The sequence below is a fragment of the Novosphingobium sp. Sphag1I genome, assembly GCF_056279125.1.
Genome location: NZ_JBWBQS010000009.1, coordinates 46,775 through 61,847, shown reverse-complemented (window position 1 = coordinate 61,847; position 15,073 = coordinate 46,775). Strand labels below are relative to the sequence as shown.

10 protein-coding genes are annotated in these 15,073 nt (G+C 62.8%); 5 read left to right on the top strand and 5 right to left on the bottom strand.

Going from position 1 to position 15,073, the window contains the following annotated elements:
• The first annotated feature begins 5 nt into the window (after window positions 1-5).
• From ACZ9HU_RS11970 to ACZ9HU_RS11955, 4 genes are all read left to right on the top strand, one after another.
• Window positions 6-1,256: a threonine ammonia-lyase gene (locus tag ACZ9HU_RS11970; protein ID WP_476105202.1), complete on the top strand. Its 1,251-nt coding sequence runs from the start codon at window positions 6-8 to the stop codon at window positions 1,254-1,256.
• A gap of 215 nt (window positions 1,257-1,471) precedes the next feature.
• On the top strand, window positions 1,472-2,332 hold the full coding sequence (locus tag ACZ9HU_RS11965) for an arginyltransferase (RefSeq protein WP_476105201.1): 861 nt from the start codon (window positions 1,472-1,474) through the stop codon (window positions 2,330-2,332).
• The gene (locus tag ACZ9HU_RS11960; RefSeq protein WP_476105199.1) at window positions 2,292-4,628 is read left to right on the top strand and encodes an autotransporter assembly complex protein TamA; all 2,337 of its coding nucleotides are present in this window, start codon (window positions 2,292-2,294) and stop codon (window positions 4,626-4,628) included. Before ACZ9HU_RS11965 ends, ACZ9HU_RS11960 begins: the two co-directional genes overlap by 41 nt.
• Window positions 4,628-8,833 (top strand): translocation/assembly module TamB domain-containing protein, encoded by a 4,206-nt coding sequence (locus ACZ9HU_RS11955; RefSeq protein ID WP_476105197.1) that lies wholly within the window; start codon window positions 4,628-4,630, stop codon window positions 8,831-8,833. Before ACZ9HU_RS11960 ends, ACZ9HU_RS11955 begins: the two co-directional genes overlap by 1 nt.
• A 335-nt stretch (window positions 8,834-9,168) precedes the next feature.
• Here the strand turns inward: ACZ9HU_RS11955 and glnA are convergent, their stop codons facing one another.
• The 5 genes from glnA to ACZ9HU_RS11930 form a co-directional block, all read right to left on the bottom strand.
• A complete protein-coding gene (glnA, locus tag ACZ9HU_RS11950) occupies window positions 9,169-10,578 on the bottom strand; it encodes a type I glutamate--ammonia ligase (protein WP_476105195.1) in 1,410 nt (469 codons plus the stop codon).
• Window positions 10,579-10,666: 88 nt separating this feature from the next.
• A complete protein-coding gene (locus tag ACZ9HU_RS11945; protein ID WP_168605132.1) occupies window positions 10,667-11,005 on the bottom strand; it encodes a P-II family nitrogen regulator in 339 nt (112 codons plus the stop codon).
• Between the two features lie 341 nt (window positions 11,006-11,346).
• Window positions 11,347-12,273: an N-acetyl-gamma-glutamyl-phosphate reductase gene (argC, locus tag ACZ9HU_RS11940; protein WP_476105194.1), complete on the bottom strand. Its 927-nt coding sequence runs from the start codon at window positions 12,271-12,273 to the stop codon at window positions 11,347-11,349.
• A complete protein-coding gene (locus tag ACZ9HU_RS11935; protein ID WP_476105193.1) occupies window positions 12,270-12,602 on the bottom strand; it encodes an SH3 domain-containing protein in 333 nt (110 codons plus the stop codon). Before ACZ9HU_RS11935 ends, argC begins: the two co-directional genes overlap by 4 nt.
• A gap of 74 nt (window positions 12,603-12,676) precedes the next feature.
• The gene (locus ACZ9HU_RS11930; protein ID WP_476105191.1) at window positions 12,677-14,104 is read right to left on the bottom strand and encodes a leucyl aminopeptidase family protein; all 1,428 of its coding nucleotides are present in this window, start codon (window positions 14,102-14,104) and stop codon (window positions 12,677-12,679) included.
• Window positions 14,105-14,216: 112 nt separating this feature from the next.
• On the opposite strand from ACZ9HU_RS11930, the gene ACZ9HU_RS11925 reads away from it, so the two are divergent.
• Window positions 14,217-15,032 (top strand): DUF4163 domain-containing protein, encoded by an 816-nt coding sequence (locus ACZ9HU_RS11925; protein WP_476105189.1) that lies wholly within the window; start codon window positions 14,217-14,219, stop codon window positions 15,030-15,032.
• The last annotated feature ends 41 nt before the right edge of the window (window positions 15,033-15,073 follow it).

Genomic DNA, 15,073 nt, shown 5'->3' with positions numbered 1-15,073 from the left:
GCATTATGACCGAGGCAAACATCACGCAAATCGGCGCCGTTGCGCCCACGCTCACCATCGATGATATCCGCGCCGCCGCCGGGCGAATTGCGGGCCATGTGGTGCGCACCGACATGGACCATTCGCGGACCCTGTCGAAGATTTGCGGCTGTGAAGTCTATCTCAAGTTCGAAAACCTGCAATTCACCGCCGCCTATAAGGAACGCGGCGCGCTCAATGCCCTTTTGCATCTGACCCAGGAACAGCGCGAACGCGGCGTCATCGCGGCCAGCGCGGGCAACCATGCCCAGGGCCTGTCCTATCACGGCAGCCGCCTTGGCGTGCCCGTGACGATCGTCATGCCCAAGACCACGCCCACCGTTAAGGTGATGCAAACCGAGAGTGTGGGCGGCAAGGTGGTGCTGGAGGGTGAAACGTTCGACGAAGCCTATGCTTATGCCCGCAGCATGGAAAAGCAGCTGGGCCTGACCTTTGTTCACCCGTTCGACGACCCGCTGGTGGCGGCTGGACAGGGGACGGTCGCGCTCGAAATGCTGGAGGATCATCCCGATCTCGACATGCTGGTGATCCCGGTGGGCGGGGGCGGTCTGTCGACCGGCATGGGCACGGCGGCGCGCGCCATCAAGCCCGGCATCGGCCTGATCGGTGTCGAGGCGGAATTGTACCCTTCGATGTACAACCTGCTCAAGGGTACCAATTATCCCATCGGCGGCGACACGCTGGCCGAAGGGATTGCGGTCAAGGAGCCGGGTGAGTTCACCTCGAAAATGCTCGCCAACTTGCTCGACGATTTCGTGCTGGTGTCGGAAAGCGAGCTGGAACATGCGCTCTGCCTGTTGCTCAACATCGAAAAAACGGTGGTCGAAGGCGCGGGTGCTGCGGGTCTGGCGGCTTTGCTGGCCCATCGCCATCTGTTCAAGGGCAAGAAGGTGGGCATCGTCCTGTCGGGCGGCAATATCGACCAGCGCCTGTTGGCCAATGTGCTGTTGCGCGATCTGGCGCGTTCGGGGCGTCTGGCGCGTCTGAAGCTGACCTTGCAGGACCGTCCCGGCGCTTTGTTCAAGGTGATGGAGGAATTCAACCGCCATCAGGTCAATATCATCGAGATCTATCACCAGCGCATCTTCACCCATCTGCCCGCCAAGGGGCTGACGGCGGACATTGAATGCGAAGCGCGGGACGGCGAACAGATCGACGCTTTGGTTAACGCCCTGCGCGCCAAGGGTTACGAGGTTGTGCAGGCCGAAGTGAGCTGATCGATCCATCCGTTATGGCACAGGGGGCTGATTAACCTGATCTTGGCCCCCTGTGCCCATTTGGGGCATGGGATGAAAAGGCGGCGTGTTTCACCCGAAATCAGGGTTAAAACGCTTTGACGATCTGAACCAGCGGGGCATAAAGTTGCCCACGGCGCGAGAGGGCCGGACATGGGGCATGGCCCCCAAGGTTAACTTCAAGGATCGCAACACCAGTGACGGCCCCTGTTCGCTTCCCCCGGTTTTTTGTGACGGCCCCTGCGCCTTGCCCCTATCTTGAGGGCAAGACCGAGCGGAAGGTGTTTACCGAACTGAAGGGGCCGCATGCGGACGCCTTGAATGATGCGCTGGGCCGGATTGGTTTCAGGCGCAGTCAGACGGTGGCCTATCGCCCGTCCTGCGTCGATTGCACGGCCTGTGTTTCGGTCCGGGTGCTGTCGGGCGAATTCGTGCCCAATTCGGCGCAGAAGAAAAATCTCAAGCGCAACAGCGATCTGGTCGCCTCGGTCTGTCATCCTTGGTCCACCGCTGAACAGTTCGCCTTGCTCCAGCGCTATCTTGCCGCACGGCACCCCGGTGGGGGCATGGCCACCATGGACGAGGTGGATTATGCGGATATGGTGGAACATACGCCGGTCACCAGCTATGTGATCGAGTATAGGGAGCCTTCGACCGGTTCTCAGCCGGGCCGACTTGTGGGGGCCTGTCTGACGGATCGGCAGGGCGACGGGTTGTCGATGATCTATTCATTCTACGACCCTGAACATGCAACACGGACCGGGCTTGGCAATTATATCATCCTTGATCACATCCGCAGAGCGGCCAGCGAAGGGCTGCCCTACGTGTATCTCGGCTATTGGGTCGACGGTTCCGAGCGGATGCAGTACAAAGTGCGCTATCGTCCATTGGAAAAGCTGGGGCGCGATGGATGGCAACGCCTTTCCGATGGTGAACAGGACGCTCTTATACGGGCTGCGGCCGGACGCGGTGGCGCGCGCGAACAGGCTTGCGGCGACAAGAGCCAGTTTGTCGAGCGTGATCCGCAAGATTCATGGAACCGCAGCGGCGGGTTCTAAATCCGAAACATGGTTGACCGGGGCGGCGATGGCTCTGGTTCTGGCGGGGGGCGCGCCATTGGCGGCCCAGCAGCGCGAGGCCGATGCAGATCTGCGCGCGCTGATCCCGGATTCGGCGGTGGGCGATCCCGAAGGCTGGGCCAAGGCGCAGGCGGCCAAGGCGCAGGAGGCCAAGGATCAGGCCGCCAAGGTCGCGGCGGCCAATGCCGTGGCCACCAATGCGACGGCTGGACAGGTGGCCGCTGCAAAAACGGCGGCGGTCGCGCCTTTGGGCGATTTGAGTGCGCTGGTCCCCGATTCGCCGCTGGCCGAGATTGCCGGGCTGGACCTGCCATGGCCCGAACCGGGGCAGGAAGAGGCGCTGATCCCTATTCCCGAAGGTTTGGCGGCGGAGGATGGCGGCGAAACTCTGGCTGCGGCGATGGAGCGTTTGCCGCCGCCGACAAGCGGCCGGACCGGCAACCGGCGCGCCGATGGTGCCGCGCGCAACAATCAGGATCGCGAGACTTTGCTGGCATCGGGGCGGGCGCGGTTGCGATGGCCTGCGGACCCGGCCGCCATGCCCGAGCGTGAAGCGTTCGAGCGGCGGTTCAAGGAATTGTCGGCGTTGCAAACCCTTGGCGCGCATGAGGCTGATGCTCTGGCGCAATTGGTGGTGCGGGCCAGCACGGATCGCAAGCTGCTGGAAAAGCTGCTCAAGGTTTATGGCTATTACGATGGCGAAGTGACCCAGACGCTGATCGGGCCGCAACCGGGCGAGGATCAGACCAGCGCGCCGCCCAGCGGGGTGCGTTTCGACATCGATCCCGACACGCGCTATCACATTGGCGCGATCACCACCGGGCGGCTGGATGACATTGGCAAGGATGCGGAAAAGATGCATGCCGCGCTGGGGATCAAGAGCGGTGATCCGCTGAATATGGACACGATTTCGGCCGCGACGGGCGATCTGGCCAAGGCACTGGGCGAAGGGGGCTATCCCTTTGCCAAGGTGCCGGCGGCATCCTTGACGGTCGATCATGCCCGTGACGAGGGCGACATCGATGTGGCGGTCGAACCGGGCGGGCTGTACCGCTATGGCGCGATCAATTCGGCCTTGCCGCGGGTAATGTCGTCCAACCACCTTGGCGATATTGCGCGGTTCAAACCGGGTCAGGTCTATAATCAGAAGGATGTCGAAGACCTGCGCCGGGCGGTTCTGGCCACGGGGTTGGCGGCAGGGGTCAATGTGACGCCGCGCGAAACCGCTCCGCCCAAGGATGGTCAACCAGGCATCGTCGCGTTGGATGTGGCGATGAGCAAGGCGCCCACGCGCACCGTATCGGGCGAAATCGGTTACGATACCGGGCAGGGGGCGCGCATCGGTGCAAGCTGGGAAAACCGCAACATGTTCCCGCCCGAAGGCGCCTTCAAGGTGCGCGGCGTGTTGGGTACCAATGAACAATTGGCGGGCACGACGTTCAAGCGATCCAATTTCCTTGGCCGTGACCGGACGCTGACGGTCGATGTTTACGCCACCAACACCACGCTGACATCCTATGCCGCGCGCAAGGTGGCCTTTGCCGCCAGTTATGAGCGGTTGAGCAATCTGTTGTTTCAAAAGCCGTGGACATGGTCGATGGGCTTTGAAGCCGAAGCCTCGGAAGAGCGCGAGGGCGTGCCCAGCGGGGTTACGACCGGGCGTATCCTTTACGTCACCACGGCTTTGCCGCTGCGCGGCGGGATCGACACGACGGATAATCTGCTGGACCCGACCAAGGGGCATCGCGGATCGCTGCGCATGTCGCCCGAATATAGCTGGGCACGCGGCGCACAATCGCAATATGCCCGCATTCAGGCCGATGCCAGCTTCTATCGCCCCTTTGGCAAGACCGTTCTGGCCACGCGTGTCCGGTTGGGCACGATGCCGGGGGTGGATATCGACCACGTCGCGCCATCACGGCGTTTCTATGCGGGCGGTGGGGCGTCGATCCGTGGTTTTGGCTATAACCTTGTCGGTCCGCGCAACAATCTGGGCGAACCCAAGGGGGGACGCTCGCTCTATGAATTCTCGCTGGAGGCGCGGGTGAACACGCGCTTCTTTGGCGGGGCGCTGCAACTGGTGCCCTTCTTTGACGCGGGTGGGGTTGAGGCTGACGTCATGCCCAAATTCAATGACTGGCGTTATGGCGCGGGGCTGGGCATTCGCTATCGCACCGGCTTTGGCCCGATCCGCATTGACGTTGGCACCCCGCTCAACCCGCGGGCAGGGGACAGCCGGATCGGCGTCTATGTCGCGCTGGGACAGGCATTCTGATGACGCAGGGGGCGGACATTCAGGAGGGGGAAACGCGGCAGGAGGCCGTAAAGTCTTCCGGCCTCGGCTGGCGCAAATATGCGCTCAGCCTGCCTTTGGGCATTGTGGGCGGGGTGGCGACGCTGCTGGTCGGGCTGGATACGCCGGTGGGGCACCGGTTGATCACCGACATCATCGCGTCAAACGAATTGGACAATGGCCTGCGCGTTTCCATCGGCCGGATCGAAGGCTCGATTTATGGCCGCGCGCGCCTGTCCGGCATCACCCTGCGCGATTCGCATGGCATTTTCCTGCGCGCGGGTGAGGGGGTCTTTGACTGGCGCCCGATCAACTGGTTCTCCTCCGGGCTGGACATTCGCGAAGTGGTGCTGCGCCGGGCGACGCTGCAACGCGCGCCTGAATTTCGCGCCACGGTGGCCGATGCCAAATTGTGGCCCGATTTCGATGTGCGGTTGGACCGGGTGGCGCTGGAAAAACTGGTGATTGCCAAAGCGGTCCTGGGCACCGAGCGGCGGATCGATGCACAGGGCAGTCTGCGCGTGGCCAAGGGCGTGGCGGCGATCAAGCTGGACGGCCGTCTGGGTGGTGAAGATCGCCTGTCGCTGGTTCTCGACGCGCAACAGGCGGCCGATCGCTTCAAACTGTCGTTCGATTACAATGCGCCCAAGAATGGCCTGCTGGCCACACTGACCCACAGCAAGGCGGCGCGCGCGATCCGGGCCGAGGGCAAGGGCAGCTGGAAATCATGGACCGGTTGGACCAAGGCGCAGCAGGATGGGCGCAATGCGCTGGACCTGAATTTCGCCAATAATGATGGCGCGGTGCGTTTCGATGGTAAGTTGTGGAGCGATCCGGTCCTGCCCGAAGCATTGCGCCATACGTTGGGTACAGGCCCGATTGCCATGACGGGCAAGGGGCGCATTCAGGATCAGCGCTTCACCGGCGACCTGTCCGCCCGTTCGGCCAATCTGAGCGCGCAGAGCAAGGGGACGCTGGACATTCGGCACCAGAGCTTTGTCGATTGGGCGCTCAACCTGAAGGGCGGGCCGCGCCTGCCTTTGGGCAAGGATGATGAATTTTCCGGGTTGCAGGCGCAGGTTCTGTTGAACGGGCCGATGGCCGCGCCACGGGCCAAGATCCTTGCGCAGGTCGCCCGTTGGCAAAGCCAGAAGACCGTGTTTGAAGGCATGAAGGCCGATGGCACGCTGCGCCGCGATGGTGCGCGCTGGGTCTTGCCGGTGCAATTGACCGCCGCGCAAATCCGCACCGAGGATGGCGCCCTTGACGACCAATTGCGGCATGTCCGCGCGGCGGGCACGCTGACGCTGAACGGGATGCGCCTTTCCAGCGAGGATGTCGCGCTGGCCATTCCCCATGGCACCGCGCGGGCCAGTGTTCAGGTCGATCTGGCCAAGGGCGACTGGGTGGTTCAGGGTAAGGCGGGCCTGCACGGCTGGCCCCTGTCGATTGGCGCCGCCGATGCGCAGGGCCGGGTGCGGGTGGCCGGGGCGCGCAATGCGCCATGGCGGGTTAATGCCGATATTACCGGCGGCATTCCCAATCTGACCAATGGCACATTGGCCAATCTGACCGGCGGGCCGCCGCGTTTTGCGGGCCATGTCGATATGACGCAGGGCAACCGTTTGGCGGTGACGCGGGGGCGGATCGATTCGCCCTCGTTGCAAATGACGCTGGACGCGGCGCGTGGGGCCGATGGGCGCATCGCATTGACCGGTCGCGGGCGTCAGGAACGCTATGGCAGCTTTACCGGCGATATCAGCATTGGCGCGGATGGCCCGCGTGGTCTGGTCCGTTTGCAGGACCCCCTGCCGACGTTGGGTGTCCGCGATGTAGAGGTCGCGCTGACGCCGGAGGCCGAGGCTCTGCGGATTGAGGCCAAGGGTATATCGACGGTCGGTCCCTTTGCCGGAACGGCGGGACTGGTCGTGCCCAAGGGGGATGGGCGTACAAGACTGGAATTGCGCGATTTTCAATTGTCGAGCACGCATGTCACCGGTTCGGTCATGCTGGATAAAGACGGCGCGGATGGCAAGCTGACCGTGTCGGGCGGCGGGGTTTCGGGTCTGATTGCGCTGGCGCCGCGTGGTGGTGGGCAATCGGTGGATGCATCGATTGATGCGCGAAATGCCCATTTCGAGGGCGACCGTCCTTTGACCATCGCGACCGGGCGGCTGAAATTCAGCGGCCAGTTGGTCAAGCAGCACACGACGCTCTCGGCGGATCTGTTTGCCCAAGGGATCGGCAAGGGCAAGCTGTTCATCGGCCGTTTTGCGATGGCGGCGCGGCTCAATGATGGCAATGGCACGGTCAATGCCACTCTGGGCGGGCGCAAGGGCAGCCGCTTTGATTTTCAGGTGAGCAGCGATATCGCGCCGGGCCGGGTTTCCCTGCTGGCCGGTGGCAATTTCGCGGGGCAGAAGATCGCCATGCCGCGTCGGGCCGTTTTCTCGGTTGAAAGCCGCGATGGCGCACCGGGCGTGTGGCGTCTGGCGCCCAGTCAGGTGGATTTTGGCGGCGGGCGCATCGTGGCGCAGGGGCTGATCGGCAATGGTTCGACCGAGCTGGATCTGGGCCTTGTTTCCATGCCTTTGTCGCTGGCTGATGTGGTGGTGCCCGATATTGGCCTTGGCGGCAAAGTGTCGGGCAAGCTGACCTATATCCAGCGCCGCGAGGCCTTGCCAGAGGGCGAGGCGAGGGTGGTGGTCAAGGGCCTGACCCGTTCGGGGCTGATGCTGACGTCTCGGCCGGTCGATGTGGCAGTGGTGACGCGGTTAGGGCCAAAGGCGCTCGACCTGCGCGCGGTGGCCAGCGAAGGCGGCGCGGCGCGCGGGCGTTTGCAGGCGCGTATCGACCAACTGGCCGATACGGGCGCGATTGACGAAAGATTGGGCAAGGGGCGGCTGGCGGCCCAAATGCGCTATGCCGGGCCGGCCGATGCTTTGTGGCGTTTGATGGCGTTGGACGCTTTTGACCTGACGGGGCCGGTCGAAATTGCCGCTGATATGAGCGGGACGTTGGATGATCCCAGCCTGCGCGGGTCTTTGGCGGGCAAGGGCATGCGCCTGCAAAGCGCGGCTTCGGGCACGGATGTTTCGAATGTTGAGGTTAGGGGCGATTTCACCGGCTCTGCGCTAAGCCTGAGCAGCCTGTCGGGTCAGGCACCGGGTGGCGGTCTGGTGTCGGGCAGCGGGCGGGTGGATTTCGCCCAGATGGGACCGGGGCGTGGGCCGTCCATCGACGTTGCGCTGGCCGCGCGGCGGGCGCAATTGATCTCGCGGCCTGACATGGCGCTCAGCGCGACCGGGCCAATCCGCATCATGTCGGACGGGGTTGTGGGCACAATTGCGGGCCGCTTGACGATCGATTCGGCGCGCTGGCGTCTGGGACAGGCCAGTTCAACCGCGACCTTACCCAGTCTGCCGACCAAGGAAATCAACCGCAGGGCCGATATCGCGCCCGCATCCGAACGTGAAATGCCGTGGCGTTTGATGGTGGATGCGGCGGGCGGCAAAATCCGCCTGTCGGGATTGGGGCTGAACAGCCTGTGGAACGCGGATGTTAAATTGCGGGGGGCGTTGCAGGACCCCTCGATCAGCGGCGCGGCCACTTTGGTCGAGGGCAGCTATGACTTTGCCAGCAAACACTTTGACCTGACCCGTGGGCGCGTGGCCTTTGACGGTTCGACGCCGGTCGATCCGCGGCTGGATATGGCCGCGACGGCCACGGTCAACAATCTGACCGCGACGGTGACGGTGCGCGGCACCTCGCTGCGGCCGGAAATTGCGTTCTCGTCGGTGCCTGCCTTGCCCGAAGAGGAATTGCTCTCACGCATTTTGTTCGGGGATTCGATCACGCAAATTTCGGCGCCCGAAGCGTTGCAATTAGGGGCCGCACTGGCTTCGCTGCATGGCGGGGGCGGGCTGGATCCGATCAACAAGTTGCGCAGCGTGATCGGCCTTGACCGCCTGCGCTTTGTGTCGGCCGATGCGGCAATCGGGCGTCAGACGGGCGTGGCCGTTGGCAAATACCTTGGCCGCCATGCCTATGCGGAAATCGTGACCGATGGGCGCGGTTATTCGGCGACCAACGTCGAGTTCCGATTGACCAGTTGGCTGGCGTTGCTGGGGACAGTGGCAAGCACTGGGCGGCAGAGTGTGAACGCTAAGGTTTCGAAGGATTATTGATTTCGGGGGAATTTTGCCTCCGGCGGGCAAAGGGACTCGTCCCTTTGCAATCCCGTTACTGTCGATGATGCGCTATGGGTTTGGCCTTGGGGGCGGCCGCGGCGTTAATAGATAGAGCCTGCGGCGCTTTTTTGGGCTGCGCTTGCTGTGCCGCAGGCTTTCAAATCATCAGCCCAAAACCGCCCTGGCAGACCTCCCACCACCCCATTTATGGGATTGCAAAGGGACGAGTCCCTTTGCCCGCCGGAGGCACAAATCCCAGGGTCGCAGAAACCAAAAAAGGCGCCCGGTTTCCCGGACGCCCTTCTTGTGCCTTGGCAAGCAGACCTGAAAGATCAGGCGCTGTAGTACATGTCGAACTCGACGGCCGACGGCGTGGTTTCCCAGCGCAGCACTTCGGGCCACTTGAGTTCGAGGTAGGAGTCGATCTGGTCCTTGGTGAACACGCCGCCTTCGAGCAGGTAGTCGTAGTCAGCAGCCAGCGAGTCCAGAGCTTCACGGAGCGAACCGCAAACGGTGGGGACTTCGGCCAGCTCTTCAGGCGGCAGATCGTACAGGTTCTTGTCCATGGCTTCGCCGGGGTGGATCTTGTTCTTGATACCGTCAAGACCAGCCATCAGCAGAGCGGCATAGCACAGGTAGGGGTTGGCCATCGCGTCGGGGAAGCGGAATTCAACGCGCTTCGCCTTGGTGCCGGCGCCGTAGGGGATGCGGCACGAGGCCGAACGGTTACGGGCCGAATAAGCCAGCAGAACGGGGGCTTCATAGCCCGGCACCAGACGCTTGTAGCTGTTGGTGGTCGGGTTGGTGAAGGCGTTCAGCGACTTGGCGTGCTTGATGACGCCGCCGATGAAGTACAGGCAGGTTTCCGACAGGCCAGCATAGCCGTTACCGGCGAACGTGTTGGCACCCTTGTCCCAGATCGAGATGTGGGTGTGCATGCCGCTGCCGTTGTCCTTCATGATCGGCTTGGGCATGAACGTGGCGGTCTTGCCATAGGCATTGGCGACCTGATGCACGACATACTTGTAAACCTGCATGCGGTCGGCGGTGGTCACCAGCGTGCCGAAGGTCAGGCCCAGTTCGTGCTGCGCCGAGGCCACTTCGTGGTGGTGCTTGTCGCAGGGCAGGCCCATGTCGATCATGGTGTTGACCATTTCGCCGCGGATGTCGACCAGGCTGTCGACCGGAGCCACGGGGAAATAGCCGCCCTTGGCGCGCGGACGGTGGGCAAGGTTGCCACCTTCGTAGGCCTTGTTCGAGTTGGTCGGCAGTTCGATGTCGTCGATCGAGAAGCCGTTGCCGTTGTAGCCGTCGTAGAAGCGCACGTCGTCGAACACGAAGAATTCAGCTTCGGGGCCGACATAGACGGTGTCGCCAAGGCCGGTCGACTGCACGAAACCTTCGGCGCGCTTGGCGGTCGAACGGGGGTCGCGGGCATAGAGTTCGCCGGTCGAGGGTTCGACAATGTCGCAAACCAGGATCAGCATCGGGGTGGCCGAGAACGGATCGACATAAACAGCGTCGAGGTCGGGCTTGAGGATCATGTCCGACTCGTTGATGGCCTTCCAGCCTTCGATCGACGAGCCGTCAAACATCAGGCCGTCTTCGAGTTCGCTTTCACCCAGAACCGAGGCGACCATGGTGAGGTGCTGCCACTTGCCCTTGGGGTCGGTGAAGCGCAGGTCGACCCACTCGATTTCCTCATCCTTGATCCGCGCAAGGATGTCTGCTGCAGTTGCCATTCCGATAGTTCTCCGCATTATGGCCAGGGTTGATGCAATCGAACCCGGGCAAAAATTGAAATTTCAGGCCGTCGGCACTGATGGATAATCAGACCGCGTCGTTGTCGCGTTCGCCGGTGCGGATACGCAGGGCATTGTCGACCGGGATCACAAAGATCTTGCCATCGCCGATGCGACCGGTCTGGGCCGCGCCCGCGATTGCTTCGACCACGCGCGCCGCCAGATCGTCGGCCACCACCACTTCAAGTTTTACCTTGGGCAGGAAATCGACAACATATTCAGCGCCGCGATACAGTTCGGTGTGACCCTTCTGGCGGCCAAAACCCTTGGCCTCGGTCACGGTGATGCCGGACACGCCCACTTCGTGCAGCGCTTCCTTCACCTCGTCCAGCTTGAACGGCTTGATGATCGCCTCGATCTTTTTCACGCCTGCACCATCCCTCATTGGCGGGGCCGGAAGGGCCGCCGCAGTGCGCAATTACGCCAGCGCCCGGACCCAGGGGGCCGGACCTGATACGGTTGACGCTGGTAAGGATCTATCAAGATTCGTGCCAGAGTCGGTTGGGATGGGATAGGACAAAGCAAGCCAGAGGAAAACCTCTGAAATGAGGGTTTGTGCGAAAGATTTTCTGGAAAACCGGGGGGTCGCGGGCAGGATAATGACTCAAACCGCCAAATTTGCGATCAATTTTTAGGCAGGCCTGCCTGCATTTTAGGCAAAGCTCGAAAAGGGGCTCTTCCGCGCGGAAAAAGCCTCTTTCGTTTTAATCAGAGCGCGAGGCCTGCCGTTTCGGGCAGACCGGCCATCAGATTGAGGCTTTGTACCGCAGCCCCGCTGGCGCCCTTGCCCAGATTGTCGAGCATGGCCACCAGTCGGACTTGCGTGCCCGCATCATTGGCAAAGACGTGAAGCGTCAGCGCGTCGGAAGGTTCCATTGATGCGCGCAGCAACAGTTCCGACGGCGTTGCCGCCTCGGCGACACGGACCACCGCGCTGCCTTCGTAAAAGGCGGCCAGACCTTTGCGCAGAGCATCCGCCGAAGCCGCGCCGGGGATGGCTGACAAAGGCAGCGGCACTTCGACCCACATGCCGCGATGGGCCGGGATCACGCTGGGGGCAAAAATCGGTTCATGCACCAGACCGGCATAACGCGTCATTTCGGGCACATGCTTGTGCCCCATGCCCAGACCATAGGCGCGGAAGGCAATGTCGCGGTCTTCCTCGAAACGCTCGATCAACGCCTTGCCGCCGCCCGAATATCCCGAAACGGCATTGACCGTATAGGGCCAGTCGGCAGGCAACAGTCCGGCGCGCACCAGCGGCGCGATCAACGCGATAAAGCCGGTGGGATAGCAGCCGGGGTTGGCCACGCGATCCGCGCCCGCCACCACATCGCGCCCGACGATTTCGGCAAAGCCATAGGTCCAGCCCGGCGCCACGCGATGGGCGGTGCTGGCGTCGATGATGCGCACCTTGGACCCTTGCGCCATCTCGACCGCTTCGCGCGCGGCATCGTCATGCAGGCACAGGATCGCGAAATCGGCCGAATGCAGCGCTTCCTTGCGGGCAGCGCTATCCTTGCGGCGGGCATCGTCCAGAATGATCAGGTCAAATTCGCCGCGACCACCCAGCCGGTCGGCGATTTCAAGCCCCGTGGTGCCCGCGGCACCATCGATGAACACGCTGTAGCTCATGCCAGTTTCTCCAGTTGATCGGCGGCGACATAGCCGACCACGCCGCCGGGCACTTCGCCCCAGGCATGGCCGCCCGCCAGATCGAGCACGTCAAATTGAGCGCCCTCACCAAGAGTGGCCAGAGCATCGCCGCCCGGCGTCTTGAGGATGGTGATGTCACCGCGTGCGCGATGCGGCATCGGTACCACATAATGTGGGACAAATACTTTACCGGCCAAACGGATATGCGCGACGTCCCCTCGGACCGGGACACTGGCCGGATCTGGTTTTGCCGCAGGGCCGCTCAACGCGAAAGAAGCGCCCAAAGCTGGAACCGGATTTTCAAACATGGCCAAAGTCGTCTGCCCCCGAAAAGGAAAGGCGCGCGCTTAGCGGGAAGGGGGGGATTCTGCAAGTTTTGCCGTCAAGCGCCCCCAAATCGCGCCTTCACCATCGCCCATGCCGCGCGCAATCCGATCGCATCGCCGCCCTTGGGCCGCCCCGGCTTGGCCGATGGGCGCCATGCGAAAGTGTCGAAATGCGCCCAATCGATGCCTTCACCGACAAAGCGGTCGAGGAAAAGCGCGGCGACGCTGGCCCCGGCAAAACCGCCCGATGGGGCATTGTTCATGTCGGCAATGTCCGATTTCAGCCATTCGCGATAGCCATCATACAAGGGCAGGCGCCAGACCGGATCATCCTTGGCAAGGCCAGCATCGATCAATGCCTGCGCCGTATCATCGCGCCGCGTAAACATCGCGGGCAGGTCAGGCCCCAGCGCCACACGCGCCGCCCCCGTCAGCGTGGCAAAATCGATGATCAGATCGGGTTTAAACTCACTGGCACGATAAAGCGCATCGCCAAGGATCAGGCGACCTTCGGCATCGGTGTTGCCGATTTCGACCGAAATGCCGGCGCGGCTTTTCAACACGTCGCCGGGGCGGAACGAACCGCCCGACACCGCATTTTCCACCGCCGGGATCAACAGGTGCAACCGCACTTTCAACCCGCTTTCCATCACCAGCCGCGCAAGGGCAAGCGCATGGGCCGCCCCGCCCATGTCTTTCTTCATCAAGAGCATCGCGCTGGACGGTTTAATGTCCAGACCGCCGGAATCGAAACATACCCCCTTGCCGACAATCGCCAGGCGCGGGGCCTTTTCATCGCCCCATTCCAGCTCGATCATGCGCGGGGCATGGCTGCGCGCGGCGGCGCGGCCTACCATGTGGACCATGGGGTAATCATGCTCCAGCGCCTCGCCCCGCGTGACCTTGAGGGTGGCGCGATAGGCCTTGGCCAGCAATTCGGCCTCGTGCTCCAATTCGGCCGGGCCAAGGTCTTCTGCAGGCGTGTTGACCAGATCGCGCACCAGCGCCACCGCGCCCGCTTCGGCCAGAGCCGGGGCAATCGCCTTGACCTCGGTGGTCAACAGGATGCGCGGCGTTTCGCCATTGCCGTCCTTGCGATAGCGGTCATAGCGATATTGCCCCAAGGCCCATCCGACAAAAGCCGCGCCCGCCACACACGGCGCCGCCGGAACAAGGCGATAGGTGCCCCCCGGCAGGCTCTCGCCCAGTTTCCCAAGGCACCAGCTTGATAGCGTTTCCAGCTTTGCCACGCCTGCGACCACGGCAAAACCGTCGCCGTCGGGGAGGATGGCATAACCACCCGCATCGCCCTTGAACTTCTGCCCGCTCAATGCCGCGCGCTGGGCGGCAGTGCGGGATTTGAGCCATTCCTCATACACCGCCTTTTCCACCAGATGGATCGGCACTGCGGCCTGTTGGCGGTCGGGCTGGACCAGATCGTTGGCGAGCATCGGGGCGGCGGGGTCGTTCTGAGTCTTGGACATGCCCCCCTTATGGGCGCAAGGGGGCGGGTGCATCAATCCAGATTATGATCGCACTTGCACGGGGGGCGGGCGGCTCTATCCTTGGGCAGATACGGAATTGGAGTTTGAAATCATGGTGACGTCGCGGGCAATTTGGGTTTCGGTGGGGGCTTTGTGCCTTGCCGCCTGCGGTGAAACCAATGAAACCGCGTCACAGGCGACCAATGCCGCATCCAGCGCGGTGCCCGCCCCGCCTTCGCCGCCCGCACCCGAACCGGGCGTGGCGCGCAAGGTGAAAATCTCGAACGACTTCTTTGAATTTAACTACAGCTATCCTGCTGCCGCCGCCGCAATTGTGCCGCTCAAGGCATGGCTGGACGCGGACAGCGACAAGCAGCAGACCCGTCTGGCCAAGGAAGCCCGCGCCGCCGCCAAAGAGGCCAAGAGCGAGAATTTCCCCTTTCGCCCGTGGGCACAGGGGGTGGATTGGAAAGTGGTCACCGACTTGCCGGGATGGTTGAGCCTGTCGGCAACGGTGTTTGAGGATTCGGGCGGGGCGCATCCCAACCATGGCTATAGCGCGATGATGTGGGACAAGGGCGCGAACCAGAAGCGCGTGGCGCAGGACCTGTTTACCAGCAAGGCCGCGCTGTCATCCGCCATTCGTGAACCGTTCTGCGCGCTGCTGGATAAAGAGCGGGCCAAGCGCCGGGGCGAACCGGTGGTGCGATCGGATGAATGGCCCAACAATTGCATCGATCCGGCCCAATCCACCGTCATTCTGGGCAGCAGCGACAAGGCGCATTTCAACCGCATCGGCATTCTGGTCGGCCCCTATGAGGCGGGGTCCTATGCCGAGGGGGATTATGAGATCACCCTGCCGGTGGATGCGCGGGTGATGGCGGCGGTGCGCCCGGAATATCGCGACAGCTTTGCCTTGGGGAAGTAGGCGGGCGGCAAATGAGCCTGCGCCCTCTGTCAATTTTCGTG

Excerpts from the sequence above, each read along its gene's own strand:
- ACZ9HU_RS11970 (WP_476105202.1), top strand. The coding sequence starts at position 6 with ATGACCGAGGCAAACATCACGCAAATCGGCGCCGTTGCGCCCACGCTC.
- ACZ9HU_RS11955 (WP_476105197.1), top strand. The coding sequence starts at position 4,628 with ATGACGCAGGGGGCGGACATTCAGGAGGGGGAAACGCGGCAGGAGGCC.
- glnA (WP_476105195.1), bottom strand. The coding sequence starts at position 10,578 with ATGGCAACTGCAGCAGACATCCTTGCGCGGATCAAGGATGAGGAAATC.
- argC (WP_476105194.1), bottom strand. The coding sequence starts at position 12,273 with ATGAGCTACAGCGTGTTCATCGATGGTGCCGCGGGCACCACGGGGCTT.
- ACZ9HU_RS11935 (WP_476105193.1), bottom strand. The coding sequence starts at position 12,602 with ATGTTTGAAAATCCGGTTCCAGCTTTGGGCGCTTCTTTCGCGTTGAGC.
- ACZ9HU_RS11930 (WP_476105191.1), bottom strand. The coding sequence starts at position 14,104 with ATGTCCAAGACTCAGAACGACCCCGCCGCCCCGATGCTCGCCAACGAT.
- ACZ9HU_RS11925 (WP_476105189.1), top strand. The coding sequence starts at position 14,217 with ATGGTGACGTCGCGGGCAATTTGGGTTTCGGTGGGGGCTTTGTGCCTT.